The 16,101-nt window shown below is 68.5% G+C and carries 14 protein-coding genes; all 14 read right to left on the minus strand.

Going from position 1 to position 16,101, the window contains the following annotated elements; genetic code table 11:
• Positions 1 to 8: 8 nt before the first annotated feature.
• Positions 9 to 764: an ABC transporter ATP-binding protein gene (locus tag AX767_RS11565; protein WP_068631478.1), complete on the minus strand. Its 756-nt coding sequence runs from the start codon at positions 762 to 764 to the stop codon at positions 9 to 11.
• On the minus strand, positions 761 to 1,699 hold the full coding sequence (locus tag AX767_RS11570; protein WP_068631479.1) for a branched-chain amino acid ABC transporter permease: 939 nt from the start codon (positions 1,697 to 1,699) through the stop codon (positions 761 to 763). The genes AX767_RS11565 and AX767_RS11570 overlap by 4 nt, the downstream gene beginning before the upstream one ends.
• A complete protein-coding gene (locus tag AX767_RS11575) occupies positions 1,696 to 2,616 on the minus strand; it encodes a branched-chain amino acid ABC transporter permease (protein ID WP_068631480.1) in 921 nt (306 codons plus the stop codon). Before AX767_RS11575 ends, AX767_RS11570 begins: the two co-directional genes overlap by 4 nt.
• Before the next feature lie 19 nt (positions 2,617 to 2,635).
• Entirely contained in the window at positions 2,636 to 3,805 is a 1,170-nt protein-coding gene (locus AX767_RS11580) for an ABC transporter substrate-binding protein (RefSeq protein WP_068631481.1), read from the minus strand.
• Between the two features lie 160 nt (positions 3,806 to 3,965).
• The gene (locus tag AX767_RS11585; protein WP_068631482.1) at positions 3,966 to 4,916 is read right to left on the minus strand and encodes an EamA family transporter; all 951 of its coding nucleotides are present in this window, start codon (positions 4,914 to 4,916) and stop codon (positions 3,966 to 3,968) included.
• The gene (locus AX767_RS11590) at positions 4,913 to 5,911 is read right to left on the minus strand and encodes a CobW family GTP-binding protein (protein WP_068631483.1); all 999 of its coding nucleotides are present in this window, start codon (positions 5,909 to 5,911) and stop codon (positions 4,913 to 4,915) included. The genes AX767_RS11585 and AX767_RS11590 overlap by 4 nt, the downstream gene beginning before the upstream one ends.
• Positions 5,908 to 7,560, minus strand: coding sequence for an amidohydrolase (locus tag AX767_RS11595; RefSeq protein ID WP_068631484.1), 1,653 nt, complete (start codon positions 7,558 to 7,560; stop codon positions 5,908 to 5,910). The genes AX767_RS11590 and AX767_RS11595 overlap by 4 nt, the downstream gene beginning before the upstream one ends.
• 4 nt (positions 7,561 to 7,564) lie before the next feature.
• A complete protein-coding gene (locus AX767_RS11600; RefSeq protein WP_068631485.1) occupies positions 7,565 to 9,019 on the minus strand; it encodes a M81 family metallopeptidase in 1,455 nt (484 codons plus the stop codon).
• On the minus strand, positions 9,016 to 10,101 hold the full coding sequence (locus tag AX767_RS11605) for an ABC transporter ATP-binding protein (protein WP_068631486.1): 1,086 nt from the start codon (positions 10,099 to 10,101) through the stop codon (positions 9,016 to 9,018). The genes AX767_RS11600 and AX767_RS11605 overlap by 4 nt, the downstream gene beginning before the upstream one ends.
• A complete protein-coding gene (locus tag AX767_RS11610; protein ID WP_082754995.1) occupies positions 10,098 to 11,114 on the minus strand; it encodes an ABC transporter ATP-binding protein in 1,017 nt (338 codons plus the stop codon). Before AX767_RS11610 ends, AX767_RS11605 begins: the two co-directional genes overlap by 4 nt.
• A gap of 1 nt (position 11,115) precedes the next feature.
• The gene (locus AX767_RS11615; RefSeq protein WP_068631488.1) at positions 11,116 to 12,000 is read right to left on the minus strand and encodes an ABC transporter permease; all 885 of its coding nucleotides are present in this window, start codon (positions 11,998 to 12,000) and stop codon (positions 11,116 to 11,118) included.
• Between the two features lies 1 nt (position 12,001).
• Positions 12,002 to 12,976 carry an ABC transporter permease gene (locus AX767_RS11620; RefSeq protein WP_068631489.1) on the minus strand — a complete coding sequence of 325 codons (975 nt, stop codon included), beginning with the start codon at positions 12,974 to 12,976 and terminating at the stop codon, positions 12,002 to 12,004.
• A 9-nt stretch (positions 12,977 to 12,985) separates the two neighbouring features.
• Entirely contained in the window at positions 12,986 to 14,578 is a 1,593-nt protein-coding gene (locus AX767_RS11625) for an ABC transporter substrate-binding protein (RefSeq protein ID WP_068633615.1), read from the minus strand.
• A gap of 101 nt (positions 14,579 to 14,679) precedes the next feature.
• Positions 14,680 to 16,080: an NAD(P)/FAD-dependent oxidoreductase gene (locus tag AX767_RS11630; protein ID WP_068631490.1), complete on the minus strand. Its 1,401-nt coding sequence runs from the start codon at positions 16,078 to 16,080 to the stop codon at positions 14,680 to 14,682.
• Between the last annotated feature and the right edge of the window lie 21 nt (positions 16,081 to 16,101).

Genomic DNA, 16,101 nt, shown 5'->3' on the forward strand with positions numbered 1-16,101 from the left:
TACGTCGCTCATGAATGGCCTTCCGCTTCGGTGCCCAGATACACCGCCTGCACATCCGGATGCCCGCGCACCTCGTCGGCGGTGCCGGTCATCAGCACCTTGCCCTGCACCAGCACGGTGAGGCGGGTGGCGAGGCGGAACACGGCGTCCATGTCGTGCTCGATGAGGAGGATCGCCATGTCCGCGCGCAGCGACTCGATGAGTGCGACCATGCGCGCCGATTCGTCGGGACCCATGCCCGCCATCGGCTCGTCGAGCAGCAGCAGCTTGGGGTCGGCCGCCAGCGCCAGCGCCACGTCGAGCGCGCGTTGCGCACCGTGCGGCAGCGTGCCGGCGATGCGGTCGCGCTCGCTGGTGAGGCCGACGCGTTCGGCCAGCGCCACGGCGCGATCGACCAGCGCGCGTTCGTTCGCGCGCGGCGCCATGAAGCGCAGGCTGCTGCCCGCGTGCGCCTGTGCCGCGAGCATCAGGTTGTCGTGCACGGTTTCCTTCGCGAACACGCGCGTCACCTGGAAGCAGCGCGACATGCCGGCCGCCACGCGCTGGTGGTCCTTGAAGCCGGTGATGTCTTTCTCGTCGAGCAGGATGCGCCCCGCGTCGGCCGCGAGGAGGCCGGTGATGAGATTGACCAGCGTGGTCTTGCCCGCGCCGTTCGGGCCGATCAGCGCATGCACTTCGCCGCGCTCGACCGTGAGGCTGACGTGGTCAGTCGCCAGCAAACCGCCGAAGCGTTTCACCAGGCCATCGATGCGAAAGAGGCTCATGCGACGGCCTTTCGGCTGCGGCTCAGGGCCGCGAGGCCCTTGGGCGCCCACAAGGCCACCGCGATCAGCAGCAGCCCGAGCGGCAGGTGCCAGTGGTCGGTGTATTGCTTGAGCACTTCTTCGAGCAGCAGCCACACCACCGCGCCGATCGGACCGCCCCAGCTGCGCCCGAGCCCGCCGATGACGACCATCACCAGCAACGTGGCCGACTGCGTCCAGTGCATCGTCGCCGGGCTCACGAAACCGTTGCCACCTGCGAGCAGCGCACCGGCCAGCCCGGCGATGGCACCGGCGACCGCGAACGCGACGAGCTGCAGGCGGAACACCGGGTAGCCGAGCGCGCGCATGCGCACCTCGTTGTCGCGAATGCCCATCAGCGCATGGCCGAAGCGCGAGCGCGTGGCGCGGTGCAGCCAGGTCAGCACCAGCGCGACGATGGCGAGCACGACCCAGTAAAAGGTCGGCTCGTTGCCAAGGTCGAGGCCGGGCAGCAGCGTGGGTCGCGCCATCAGCGTGTAGCCGTCGTCGCCGCCGTATTTGCGCAGCGACACCACGACGAAGTACAGCATCTGCGCGAACGCCAGCGTGGTCATGATGAAGTAGATGCCGCGCGTGCGCAGCGCCACGGTGCCAATGAGCGCGGCGACCCCGCCGGCCACCAGCGCGGCGGCGGGCCACAGCACCCATGCCGACATCACGCCCGCGTCGCTCAGCGCGACCACGGTGTAGGCGCCGACCCCGATGAACGCGGCGTGCCCGAGCGCCACCATGCCCCCGAACCCGAGAATGAAATTGAGGCTGGCCGCCGCCAGCGCCACCACGAGCACGCGCCGCACGAAGCCGACGTAGAACTCCAGGCCCAGCAGCGGCGCGACCAGCGGAAAGGCGGCCAGCACCACGAGCGCCACGGCGATGCCGATGAAAGACTTCTTCATGCGCGCGCCGAGAAAAGACCTGAAGGACGGAAGAGGAGGACGCCCACCATCAGCGCGTACATCGCCACTTCCGCGAAGAGCGGGCCGAGGTCGGCCGCGGTCGAAGGCGGCAAGGTCGCGCGCAGCAGCATCGGCACGAACGCCCGGCCGACGGTGTCGACCACGCCCACGAGCAGTGCAGCCACGAAGGCGCCGCGCACCGAACCGATGCCGCCGATTACCAGCACCACCAGCGCCGGGATCAGGATCTGCTCGCCCATGCCGACCTGCACCGCGACGATCGGCCCCATCAGCGCGCCGGCCAGTGCGGCAAGCGCTGCGCCCAGCAAGAACACGCCGTTGAAAATGCGGCCCACGCGCACGCCCATGAGCTCGGCCATCGGCCGGTCGGACGCGCCCGCGCGCACCCGCATGCCAATGCGCGTGTGGTTGACCAGCAGCCACAAAAGGATGGCGACGACGATGCCGCCGCCGAGGATGACGAGGCGGTACGCCGGGTAGGGCAAGCCCTCCATGAGCTGCACCGGGCCCGAGAGCGCCGCGGGCGTCGGCGCCATCACCGGCGACGGGCCCCACACCATCGTGACGATGTCGTCGGCCACGAGGATCACGCCGAAAGTCGCCAGCACCTGCGCCAAATGATCACGCGAATACAGGCGGCGCATCAACAGCACTTCGAGCAGCAGCGCGACCCCCACGGTGACGAGCACCGCGATGACGATTGCCGCGGTGAACGACCCGGTGCGCGTGTGCGCTTCGGCCGCCACGTAGGCGCCCGACATGAAGAGCGAACCGTGCGCCAGGTTCAGCACGTCCATGATGCCGAACACCAGCGTGAGGCCCGCCGCCAGCAGGAACAGCATCAGGCCGTAGCCGAGGCCGTTCAGCAGCTGTTCGAGAACGAGGATGCCACTCATCGGGCAGTCGCCGCCGCGATCACTTCAAGGGGCAGTTCTGCGCGTAGGTGTCGCCGTAGTTGGTGAGCAGCGTGCTGACCGTCTTGTTGGTGATCTTGCCTTGCGCGTCCTTGCCGATCACGCGCAGGTAGAAGTTCTCGATCGGGTAATGGTTGTTCGCGTACTTGAAGGCGCCGCGCGTCGAGGCGTAGTTGGCTTTCTTGAGCGCGGCGATCACGGCTTCGCGGTTCTGCGCATTGCCGCCGGCCTGCTTGACCGCGGCGTCCATCGCGAGGATCGCGTCGTAGGCCTGCGCGGCGTAGAGCGACGGGTAGCGGTTGTTGTATTCCTTCTTGAAGGCCGCGACGAACGCCTTGTTGGCCGCGTTGTCCATGTCGTGCGCCCAATGCGAGGTGTTGAACAGGCCGAGCATCGGGTCGCCCACGGCGCCGATCACGTCTTCGTCGGCCGAGAAGCCGCTGGTCACGAGCGTGATGTCTTTCGACAGGCCGGCACCGACGAACTGCTTGATGAAGTTGATGCCCATTGCGCCGGGCAGGAAGAAGTAGATCGAATCCGGCTTGGCCGCGCGGATCTGCGCGAGTTCGGCCGCGTAGTCGATCTGACCGAGCTTGGTGTACAGCTCTTCGGCGACCTGGCCCTTGAACTGGCGCTTGAAGCCGACCAGCGAGTCCTTGCCGGCGGGATAGTTGGGCGCGATCAGCACCGTGCGCTTGAAGCCGCGGTCTTGTGCGAACTTGCCGGCCGCCTCATGGAACTGGTCGTTCTGGTAGGCCGTGCCGAAGAAGTAGGCGTTGCACTGCGCGCCGGCGAACTGGCTCGGGCCGGCATTGGCGGAGAGATACGGCACCTTGGCCGCGAACAAGGTCGGGCCGACGGCCAGCGCGATGTTGGAGCCGATCGGGCCGGTGAACAGGTCGATCTTGTCGCGCTGGATCATCCGGTCGACCAGCTGCTTGGCCTGGTCGGGGCTGCCCGCCATGTCGGCCTGGATGAACTCCACGTCCTGCCCGCCGAGCTTGCCGTTGAGCTGCTTGATCGCCAGCGCGAACCCGTCACGCGCCTCGGCGCCGAGTGCAGCGAAAGGCCCCGACACGTCGAGCGCGATGCCGACCTTGACGGGGGCCGCCATGACGGACATCGCGGAGCCGAGAACGGCCACGCAGAGGAGTTTCTTGAAAGGGGTCATAAGGGCTCTCCGGCAAGAAGGAAGACAGACAATGTGGACATAGACCGTTTACAGCTAAATACTTTAACCATAAACAATCGGCTGTCAACGGCGCTTGCACGAATAGTGCCAGCTCTGTTTTTTCCTGTAGAAGGCGATGCCCTTCAGGCGTGCGATGGATTCAGCGCCGCATGGCGCCGACGAGGCGCACAGTCAGGCGCCCGCCGAACATCACGACCGCCAGCGCCGCGACCACGAACGCGCTGCCGGCCCATTGCCACGGCGACACGCGCTCGCCGAGCAGCAGCATGCCGGCGGCCAGGCCGATGACCGGCACGCCGAGGCTGAACGGCGCGACCCGGTTGGCGGGATGGCGCTTGAGCAGCCAGGTCCAGAGCGCATAGGCCGCGATGGTCGCGAACCAGCCGAGATAGGCGACGCCGACCCACGCACCCACGCTCGCGTGCGTCCACGCCCAGCGCGAGGCCACCGGGTCGAACCACCAGGCCATCAACGCGAACGGGAGGATCGGCACCAGCGACATCCACACCACGAACTGCAGCGGGTCGTAGCCCGGCTGCGCGGCCTGCGCGCGGCGGGCGATCACGTTCGACGCGGCCCACATCAGCGCGGCGAACAGGTTCAGCACGAGGCTGGCGAGCGTGATGCCGCCCGCCGCAGACGGCGCACTGCCGGCCGTGGCGACGTTGAGCGCGAAGCAGGCGAGCCCCATCGCCGCGAGCGCGAGGCCGGCGCGCAGCGGGCCGCTCAGCCGCTCGTGCAGCAGCACCATGCCGAGCAGCGTGGTGAAGAACACCTGCGTCTGCATCAGCACCGACGCCAGCGCGGCCGTCATGCCGAGTTGCAGCGCGACGAACAACAGGCCGAACTGGCCAAACTGCGCGAGCCCGGCCGGCACCAGCCAGCGCCACGACAGGCTCGGCCGCTTGACGAACAGGAGCAGCGGCAGCACCGCGAACACATAGCGGAAGGTGCCGAGCTGGAACGGCGTGAAGTCGCGCAGCGAGTACTTCATCGCGACGAAGTTGAGGCCCCAGATCACCACCACGCCGAGCGCAGCGACGAGGTCGCGGCCCACCATGGGAACCGGCAGCGCGGCTGCGGCCCTCATGCGCCGACCGCCTGTGCGTCGCACGCGGCCGCCAGTGCCTGCGCGAGCAGGGGCACCGGCAACCGGCCGCGCAAGCCGATCGCGACGATGGCGTTCGGCACGTCGTCCGCGGGCAGCGGCTGCCCGGTCGGCCACGGCCGCAGCGAGCCGTGCCGGCCCGCGAACTGCAGCACGGCCCAGCCTTGCGTGGTGGTGCGCAGCATGCCCTTCATGCGCAGCACGCCGGGCGGCATGGCGCGCAAAAGCGCGCGCAACGCGTCGGCGTCGTACGGGCCGTCGCCGGTGGTCGACCAGCTGTCGAACACCTCGCCGTGATCGTGATGCGGCGGATGGCCGTGATCGTGCGCCGTGCAGTGCGGGCCGCAGGCCGATGCGCCGTCGTGGCCCGGCGTGGGCGCCGGCAACGGGCCGCCGAGCAGGGCGGCGGGTACGCGCCCGAACGAGGTCTCGAAGCGCGGCGTGCCGGGCAGTTGCGCGTCGAGCCAGTCGCGCACCGCTTGCAGCGCGGGGCCGTCGACGCGGTCGCACTGGTTCAGCACCAGCAGGTCGGCGGCGCGCAGTTGCCGCTGCACCGTGTCGGCCAGCAGCGGGTCGTCGGCGTGCGCGCGCACGGAAGCCGCATCGACCACCACCACCACGCCATCGAGCGCGAGCGCCGGATCGGCCAGGCCGACCTGCGCGATGCGCCACGGGTCGGACACGCCGCTGGCCTCGATCACGATCGCGTCGGGCCGCGGCGTGCGCTCGATCACGCGGATCAGCGCGTCGGTCAGGTCGCCGCCGGTCTGGCAGCAGACGCAGCCGTTCGCCAGGTTCACCATGTCGGCGCCGCGCGAGCGCACCAGCGCCGCATCGATGTTGACCGCGCCGAAATCATTGACCAGCACCGCGAGGCGGCTACCGTCGTTGTTCTGCAGCATGTCCTGCAGCAGCGTGGTCTTGCCGCTGCCGAGAAAGCCGCCGATCACTAGCAGCGGGATGCGACCGGCCGTCATGCGGTCTGCGGCAGGGGCACCGCCCGGCCGCCGATCACGGTGCCGAGCACCGGCACGTCCTTCAGCGCCTCGGGCGGCGCGGCCAGCGGGTCCTGGCCGAGCACGCAGAAGTCGGCGTACTTGCCGACTTCGATGGAGCCGACCAGGTGGTCCATCGATAGCGTGAACGCGGCGCCCATGGTGATCGCATGCAGCGCGTCGGCCACCGAGATGCATTCCGCATCGCCGAGCTTCTTGCCGGTGGAGGTCAGGCGGTTCACCGCGCACCACGCGGTGAACAGCGGCGCCAGCGGCGTGATCGGCGCGTCGGAATGGATCGCCAGCGGCACGCCGTGCGCGAGCGCGGTGGCGCACGCGTCCATGCGCATCGCGCGGTCGGGGCCCATGGTGAGGTCGCGGTGCGCGTCGCCCCAGTAGTAGAGGTGGTTGGCGAACAGGTTCACGCACATGCCCAGGCGGGCCATGCGCGCGAACTGCGCGGCGTCGGCCATCTGGCAGTGCTGCAGCGTGTGGCGGTGGTCGGCGCGCGGGTGCGCTTCGAGCGCGGCCTCGATCGCGTCGAGCGCGAGCTCGGTCGCTTCGTCGCCGTTGGTGTGGATGTGCAGCTGGAAGCCGGCCGCATGGAACTGCGCGATCGCCGCCTTCAGCTGCGCCGGTGGCTGGATCCAGATGCCGTTCGGCGCGCCGTTGAAGTAGCCCGGCCAGCGCACGCGCGCGGTGAAGCCCTGGATGGAGCCGTCGACCACGATCTTCACCAGGCCGTAGTGCAGCTTGTCGTTGCTGCCGTTGGCCTGCCGATCGCGGATGCGCGCGGCGCCCGCGTCGATGCTCAGCGCCTCGACCATGCTGATGTAGGCCGGCACCAGACGCACCGGAAAGTCGGGCTCGGCCGTCACTTCCGCGAGGCCGGCGTGGCTGTGGTCCGACAGGTCGTTGACCAGGTCGGTCGCGGTGGTCACGCCCGCGTGCTGCGCCATCTGGCCGAACAGGCGCAGGCTCTCGGCGCCCGCACCGGCCACGCGGAAGATGTTGCCGGTGAGCCGCGTGATCGGGAACATCGCCGCGAATTCCTGCAGCTCGCCGGTGGGTTCGCCATCGGGGAAATGCGCGATGCCCTCGATCTCGGTGTGGCGCGTGATGCCGGCCTGCGCCAGCGCCGCGGTGTTCACGTTCATCAGGTGCTGGCTCGCATGCAGGATCACGATGGCGCGCGTGGTCGACACCTGGTCGAGGTGCTGCACCGTCATGCGCTCGCTGCCGAAGAAGATCGGATCGAAGCCCCACGCGAGCAGCGGCTTGGCGGGGTCGTCCATCGTGGCTTCGATGGCGCAGAGTCGCTCGATCACCGTCTCGAAATTCGTGCAGCCGGTCCAGACCTTGCCGTCGGGCGCGGTGCGTGCATGGAAGCCCACGAACGGAAATTGCCAGAGCCCGCCGGCCATCAGGTGCGAGTGGCCTTCGACCAGGCCCGGCATCAGCACGCTGTCGGCGAAGCGGGTGTCGAGCGTGAACGCGCCCCAGGCCTGCATGCGTGCGAGGTCGCCGACTGCGAGCACCTTGCCGTCGCGCACCGCGACGTGCGTGGCCTCCGGCTGCATCGGGTTCATGGTGAGGATCTTGCGGGCCTGGAAAACAGTGGTGTCGGTCATGGAGTCAGTCGATCGGGTACATCGGCGATGAAAGTTTCGAGAAGTGGAGCAGGTCGTAGTTCGAGGTGCAGGCGCCGTTGCCCGCGCACTCGATGATCTCGCCCACCAGCGGCCGGTAGGCCGCACGGTAATGAATGCGCGACTTGATCATCAGCACCTTCTTGCGAAGCGGATCGATCCCCGCGTGCGTGAAGACGCCCAGGTCGATCGGTTCGCCGCGCCGGGAGTTGACGATGATCTGCACCCGCCCGGTGTCCAGCACCGCGGAGGGTCCGAGCTCGCGCGTCTCGCCGGTCGACATCGGCCCATCGGTGACGTACTCGCCGTCGCCCAGATGCCGCACCACGCCGGTGAGCTGCAGCGGCTGGCCGACCAGCCCCATCGACGGCACATCCGTGCGGCCGCCGATCGGCAGCGTGAGCGTTGCGCCGACACCGGCCTCGGCCATGGCCTGCACGGCGACCGGATCGAAGATGCCGGCGACCACCACGTCGTCGAGTTGCTGCGCGAGGATCTCGCGCACCACCGTCATGTCGTCCTGCCCGCCGCCGGCGCCCGCGTTGTCGCTGTGGTCGATCAGCAGCACCGGCTTCGTGCCGGCATCTGCCGCGACTTTGGCGCGGGCGATCGATTGCGCCAACGGCTCTTCGCGGTACACGTAGTCCTCGCGGCGGGTCCAGGCGATCTCCAGCATGCGATCGCACAGTGCTTGCGCCGCGCCGTGGTTGGCATCGGCGACGACCACGGCGCCGAGCCCCGTGAAGCGCGTGTCGGCCAGCGGAAAACCACCGAGCAGCGTGGCCGCGAGCACGCTGCCGTCGGCCTCCGCCTGCCGCGCGAGCGCGACGATCTCGCCGGTCGGGCCGTCGTCGGGCGCCTGCCGCAGCATGTGGGTGAGCATCGGCTTCCAGCCCCAGGCCATCACCGGTTTCACCTCGCCTTTGAGTGCGCGTACGAGGATCTGTCCGGCCAGCCGCCCGGTGTCGTACATGTCGACGTGCGGATAGGTCTTGTAGCCGGCGATGACCGTGGCGTGGCGCACGATGTCTTCCGACAGGTTGGTGTGGAAATCGAGCGCCACCGCGATCGGCAAGTCGGGTGCGATGCGACGGATGCGGCGCAGCAGTTCGCCTTCGCCGTCGTCGGTGTGCGCCGCGACCATGGCGCCGTGCAGATCGAGAAACAGCGCATCGCATCCGGCCGACACGGCGGCCAGGATGCGTTCTGCGATGTGGTCGAAGGCAGCCGCTTCGACGACGCCGCCCGGCAGCGCCGTGACCGCGATCGGGATCACCGCTTCTGCGTTCTCGGCCTCGGCGATGTCGATGAACGCCGCCAGTGCAGAGTTGCCGCCACGGCGTGTCAGGTCGGACGGCATGAAGCTCTGCAACGTCGTGGGCAGCGACGAAAACGTGTTCGTCTCGTGCTGCATGCGCGCGATGACGAAGCGCTGGTTCATGCGGCAACCGCCTCGCGTGGCGTGGCGGACATCGGCACGATCGTCGGCAGCCGCAGCGGCGCCACCGGCTGGCCGTCCACCACTTCGACGCGACGGCAGCGCACCCAATGGCCGGGCTGCACCTGCACCAGTGGCGGCAACGCTTCGGCACAGGCCGGCTCGGCCACCGGACACCGTCCGGCGAAGCGGCAGCCCGGCGGCGGCGAGATCGGGCTCGGTGGATCGCCGGTCAGCTGGATGCGTTGCGCGGCGCGCGCGCGGCCGCCCTTCACGTCGGGCACGGCCGACATCAACGCCACGCTGTACGGATGCAGCGGCCGGCCGAAGAAGGCCTTGCGCGGCGCGCGCTCAACGATCTGGCCGAGGTACATCACCGCGATCTCGTCGCAGATGTGCTCGACCACGGCCATGTCGTGCGAGATGAAAAGATAGGTGAGGCCGAGCTCGCGCTGCAGCTTGACCAGCAGGTTCAGGATCTGCGCGCGGATCGCGATGTCCAGCGCCGACACCGGCTCGTCGCACACCACCAGTTCCGGGTTGGTGGCGAGCGCGCGGGCGATGTTGATGCGCTGGCGCTGGCCGCCCGAGAACTGGTGCGGGAACAGGTTTTTCTGCTCGGGTCGCAGGCCGACTGCGGTGAAGAGTTCGTCGACCCGGGCCGCGCGCTCGTCCTTCGTGCCGATCTTCATGAGGTCGAGCGGCGCCCGCACCGCATCGCCCACGCGCTGCCGCGGATTGAGCGACGAGTACGGATCCTGAAAAATGATCTGCAGGCGGCGCCGCGCTTCGCGCATGGCGTCGTCGCCCAGCAGGCTGAGGTCGGTGGTGCCCAGCCGCACGCTGCCTTCGGTGATCGGTGCGAGCCGCATCACCGCCAGCGCGCTGGTGGTCTTGCCGGAGCCCGATTCGCCGACGATGGCGAGCGTGGTGCCGCGCCGCACTTCGAAGGACACGCCGTCGACCGCCTTCACGACCTCCGGCGTCTTGAACAGGCCCGCGGCGCGCGGGAAGTGCACCTTGAGATCGGTGACGGTGAGCAGCACCGGTGCCAGCGGTGCGGGTGGCGAAGTCAATGCGGTCATGCGGCCAATGCCTCGTGTTGCGGTGCCTGGATGTCCTGCAGCAACCAGCAGGCCGCGGCGTGCCGGCTGCCGTCGTGCGCGCGCATCAGCGGCGGTTGCTCGTTGCAGTGCGCGTGCGCATGCGGGCAGCGCTGGCGGAACGCGCAACCGGTGCCGAGCTCCCAGATCGACGGCACCACGCCGGCGATTTCCTGCAGCTCGACGCGCGCGTCGAGCTGGCTGCTGCCGAGCTCCGGCAGGCAGGCGATGAGGCCGCGCGTGTACGGGTGTTGCGGGTCGCCGATGACTTCGTCGGTGGTGCCCTGTTCGATCACGCGGCCGGCGTACATCACGATGACGCGATCGGCCATTTCGGCGACGGCGCCCATGTCGTGCGTGATCAGCATGATGGCGGTGCCCTTGTCGCGCTGCAGCGCGCGCAGCAGGTCGAAGATCTGCGCCTGCACCGTGACGTCGAGCGCCGTGGTCGGCTCGTCCGCGATGAGGATGTCGGGCTCGCAGGCCAGCGCGATCGCGATCATCACGCGCTGGCGCATGCCGCCCGAGAGCTGGTGCGGGTACTCGTCGATGCGCCGTTCGGGCGCCGGAATGCCCACTTGGCGCAGCATCGCGATGGCGCGTTCGCGCGCCGCCTTCTTGTCCATGCCGCGGTGCAGCCGCAGCGATTCGGCGATCTGGTCGCCCACCGTGAACACCGGGTTGAGCGACGTCATCGGCTCCTGGAAGATCATTGAAATGCGGTTGCCGCGGACTTCGCGCATGCGCTCGGGCGTGGCCTGCAGCAGGTCTTCGTCCTGGAACAGGATGCGCCCGCTGCGCACGCGGCCCGGCGGCATCGGGATGAGCCCGAGCAGCGCAAGCGCCGTCATGCTCTTGCCGCAGCCCGACTCGCCGACCACGCAGAGCGTCTCGCCGGCCTCGAGCGTGAAGTCGACGCCGTTCAGCACCAGCGCCTGGCCGCGTCGCGTCTTGAACTCGACCTGCAGGTCTTCGACTTTGAGCAGGGTGGTCATGTCAACGCTCCCGGAGTTTCGGGTTGAGTGCATCGTTCAGGCCGTCGCCGATGAGGCTGACCGCGAGCACCGTGAGAAAGATCGCCGCACCGGGGAAGACCACGGCCCACCAGCACGACAGCACGTACTGGCGGCTCGAGCCGATCATCATTCCCCAGCTCATCTGGTTGGGGTCGCCGAGGCCGAGGAACGAGAGCCCGGCCTCGAACAAAATCGCCGCGCCGATCGCCAGCGTGGCCGACACGATGAGCGGCGCGAAGGCGTTCGGCAGGATCACCTTCCAGATGATGCGGGCGTTGCCCGCACCGATGGAGCGCTCGGCCCGCACGAATTCCATGTCGCGGTAGCGCATGAATTCGCCGCGCGCCAGCCGCGCCGTGCCGGGCCAGCTGACCAGGCCGATCGACAGCGTGACGGTGACCAGCGAGGGCGAGAACAGCGTGACGACGACCATCGCGAAGAGCAGGGCCGGCAGTACCTGGAAGAACTCGGTCACGCGCATCAGCACGCCGTCGACGCGGCCGCCGTAGTAACCCGCGAAGGCGCCGATCGTGATGCCGATGAGTACCGAGAGCAGCGCCGCGACGGCCCCGACGAGCAGCGTGGCGCGCCCGCCGTACAGCAGCGAAATGAGCACGTCGCGCCCGAGGTAGTCGGTGCCGAACCAGGCCTCGGAGGTGCCGGGCGGCGTGAGCGGCGCGGCCCGAATCTCGAACGGGTCGGCCACATAGAGCATCGGGCCGAACACCGACAGCAGCACGATCACGCCGAGCAGCACCAGCCCGACCACGGCCGACGGATTGCGCGCGAACATGCGCAGCGCTTCGGCGATGGGCGACGGTGCCTTGGGGGGCAAGACGACGGAAAGGGGAAGCGTTGCAGCCATGTCAGCGTGCCTTGATGCGCGGGTCGACCAGGCGGTAGGCCAGGTCGGTGAGCTGGTTCATCACCAGCACGACCACCGATGCGAACAGCAGCACGCCGAGCACGGTGGGGTAGTCGCGGCGCAGCACGGCTTCGAAGGCGAGCCGGCCGAGGCCGGGCCAGTTGAACACCGTCTCGACCAGGATCGCGCCGGCCATCACGTTGCCGAACTGCAGGCCCAGCACCGTGATCACCGGCAGCACCGCGTTGCGCAGCGCGTGCTTGTAGAGCACGACGTGGTCGGCCAGGCCCTTGGCGCGTGCGGTGCGGATGAAATCGGCGCCCATCACTTCCAGCATGCTGGCGCGCGCGAGCCGGCTGTACTGCGCGAGGTAGACCAGGCCGAGCGTGACCGAGGGCAGCACCAGGTGATGCGCCACGTCGAGCACGTCGCGCCAGCCGCCGCCGCTCGAATCCACTGCGCGCATGTCGGAGATCGGGAAGATCGGGAACACCGAGCCGAACAGGATCACCAGCATCATCCCGCTCCAGAACACCGGCGCCGCGAAGCCGACCATCGACAGCACCGTGATGGCCTGCGAGAGCCAGCCGTTGGGCTTGCGCGCCGCCAGCACGCCGAGCGCGGTGCCGGCGAGGAAGGCCCACACCACCGAGCACAGCACCAGCAGCAAGGTCGCCGGAATGCGCTCTCCGATGAGGCCCGAGACCGGCAGGTTGAAGAAGTACGAGTAGCCGAGATCGAGCCGCGCGACGCGGGCCAGGTACACGCCGAGCTGCACCGGCAAGGGCTGGTTAAGCCCGTAGCTCTGGCGCAGCTCGGCCTTCATCTCTTCGGTCATGCCGCCGCTGGCGCCCGCGATCGTCTCGACCGGGTCGCCCGGTGCCGCATGCACCAGCGCGAAGTTGAGCACCACCACCGCGGCGATGAGCAGCAACGCCTGCAGCAGGCGGTTGGCGATAAAGCGCAGGGCGTTCATGGCCGCGGCTTACTTGAACCAGACCTCGTCCAGCGGCGACGCCGGGCCCCAGATCGTGGTCGGCACGTTCGCCACCTTCTTCAGGCTGACCGTGTGGTACGGCGCACCGTTGATGAAGACGATCGGCACGTCGTCGGTCACGATTTTCTCGAAGGTCGCGTAGTAGGCCTTGCGCTTGACCGGGTCGAGCACCTGGCCGGCGCTGTTGAGCAGCTCGTCGACCTTGGGGTTGTTGTACGACTGCGTGTTGGTCCAGATCACCGGCTTGATGTTGGTCGACAGGTAGGTGCGGTGCACGCCGATCACCGGGTCGCCCCAGTTGAAGACGGTGTCCATCGTCATGTCGAAGTCGTGCGCGGCGATGCGCTTGGCCCAGGTCGGAAAGTCGGCCGAGGCACGCACCTCGACCGTGATGCCGATCTTCTTGAGCTGCGAGCGCATGTACTCGGCCACGTTCTTCTGCTGCTCGTCGGTGCCGGGGATGTAGTCGATGGTGAGCTTGAAGCGGCTGCCGTCGGCGCCTGCCTTGTAGCCGGCGGCGTCGAGCATCTCGTTCGCCTTCTTCAGGTCGAGCGGGTACTTCACGAGGTCGGGCTCGGCGAACGGGCTGCCCGGCACGATGGGGCCGTCGATCGGCGTCGCGAAGCCGCCCATCAACGCCTTGGTGATGAAGTTCTTGTCGATCGCGGTGGCGATGGCCTTGCGCACCTGCACGTCCGACACCGGCTTGCGCTCGAGGTTGAACGCCAGCCAGTTGATCGAGCCGATGCCGTCGTAGCCCTTGTCGGTGATGTTGAGGTTCGGGTTCGCTTTCACGCGGCGCAGGTTCACCGAGCTCGCCATGTACGGCAGCATCTGGAAGTCACCGCGTTCCAGGCCCAGCAGCATGCCCTGCTCGTCGGGGCTGATGCTGAAGATCACCTTGTCGAGGTAGGGCTTGCCGGCGAGGAAGAACTTGTCGAACTTTTCCAGAACGATGCGCTGTCCGGCCTTGAACTCGACCAGCTTGAACGGGCCCGAGCCGACCACGTTCTCGGCGTTGCGCGGGTGCGTTTTCAGGTCCTTGCCGTCGTCGTAGATGTGCTTGGGCAGGATCGGGCACAGCGCCGGGCTCATGGCCAGCACGATGGCCGGATGCGGCACGCTCATGCGGATGATGGCGGTGTAGGGGTCGGGCGTTTCCACCTTCTCGACCGGGCCGAGCATGGTGGTGAACGGATGGTTGGCCTTGATCGCCATGATCGAGAACGCGACGTCGGCCGAGGTGACCGGCTTGCCGTCATGGAAGACGGCGTCCTTCCGGAGATTGAGCGTGAGCGACTTGCCGTCGGGCGCCAGCGTCCACTTCTCGGCGAGGTACGGCTGCGGGTTCCATTTGTCGTCGAAGCGCAGCGGGCTCGCGAAGAGCTGCGTCGACGGCAGCGCGGTCGCCAAGCCCGACTGCACCGCACCGTTGAGGTGGCGCGGTGCCTGCGTGGAGCCGATCACGAGCGTGCCGCCCTTTTTGATTTCCTGGGCGCCCGCCGTCGGCAGGGCGCCTGCGGTGAGGGCGAGCGAGGCCGCGAGGCAAAGGACGCGGCGGTTGAAGCGAAGGCTGGAAATCATTGAGGTACTCCTGAAGAACTGAAACCGGTTTCGCAAGATGCGTTCCATCGCGCGGCCGCAGATGGGGCCAGAGCGTGGCAATCGATGGGGCCAGTGCGTCAGAGCACTTCGTCGCGCAGGGCGTACCAGCGGTACAACATGCTCTGGCCGAAACGGCGGAACGGCGCGGCCCATTCGCCCTGCCGCGGAAACTGCAGCGGGCTGTCGTAGATCGGCAGGTCGAAAGCGACGTCGTCATGGCCCGCGATGCGTTGCGCCAGCCGCTTGCCCGCGTGCGCCGAGAACGACACGCCGTTGCCGCCGTAGCCCAGCGCATAGAACACGCTCTGCTTCGCGTCGGGCTGCACGATGCGCGGCATCATGTCGTGCGCCACGTCGACCCAGCCCCACCATGAGTAGTCGATGGGGATGCCCTTCAGCGGCGGGAACTTGCGCTCCAGCCCCTCGACCAGCAGCTTGTAGTGCGCGTCGCGGCTCGCATCGGCCCCGGTGATGGCGCTGCGGCTGCCGATCTGCACGCGCTTGTCGGGCAGGAGGCGGTAATAGAAGCGCAGCGTGCGCGTGTCGGTGATGGCTTCGTGCGTGAGGAAGTTGGTCGCCTTCAGTTCCGCATCGGTGAGCGGCCGCGTGACGATCGAATTCGACAGCACCGGAAACATCCGGTTCTTGAGCGTCGGGTGCAGGCCGGGTGCGGTGTACGCGCCGGTCGCGATGCCGACTGCGCGGGCGCGCACCGTGCCGCCCGGCGTCTTCAGGTGGTGCACGCCGTTCTTCGTTTCCCAGCCGATCACCGGGCTCGACGGATGCACGCTGGCGCCGCCGGCGCGCGCGCGCTTCAGGTAGCTGTAGGCCAGCTTGAGCGGATGCACGCAGATGCCTTCGGCCTCGTGCATGGCGCCGTGCGCGTCCTGGTCGTTGCAGTACTGGCCGCGCACCTCGTCGTTGCTCAGCATGCGGGCGTCGTAGCCGAACTGGTCGCGCATCACGCGCGTTTCGTTCTCGAGAAAGGCCATCTTCTTTTCGCGGTGCGCGATGTAGAGATGACCGCCCGGCTGCGGGTCGCAATCGGCATCGGCCACGAGCGCCTTGAAGGTCTCGAAGCCGTAGCGGATTTCAGCGTCGAGCCGCTTGGCCGTCGGCAGTCCCCAGCGCTCGATCCACTGCGATCGGTAGAGCCGGCCGCTGGCGTTCTGGCCCTGGCCACCGTTGCGGCTGGTGCAGCCCCAGGCCACGCGGTTGGCTTCGAGCACCACGGCCTTGATGCCGTGTTCTTCCGCCAGGAACAGCGCCGTCGCGAGGCCGGTGAAGCCCGAGCCGATGATCACCACGTCGGCATCGATGTCGCCCGACACCGGGCCGTCGTCGTCGGGTGCGGGGCCGGCGGTGGCGGCCCAGTAGGTCGGTGCGTAGTCGCGGTTGTGGCCGGGGCCGTCGGACACCAGCGGGTCGTAGGCCGGGTCGTAGGGTGCGAAGAGTTCGCGGGGCGTGCTGATGCTCATGGCCGGTTCCTTGGCGTGTGT

This window comes from Variovorax sp. PAMC 28711 (assembly GCF_001577265.1).
Taxonomy (GTDB): domain Bacteria; phylum Pseudomonadota; class Gammaproteobacteria; order Burkholderiales; family Burkholderiaceae_C; genus Variovorax.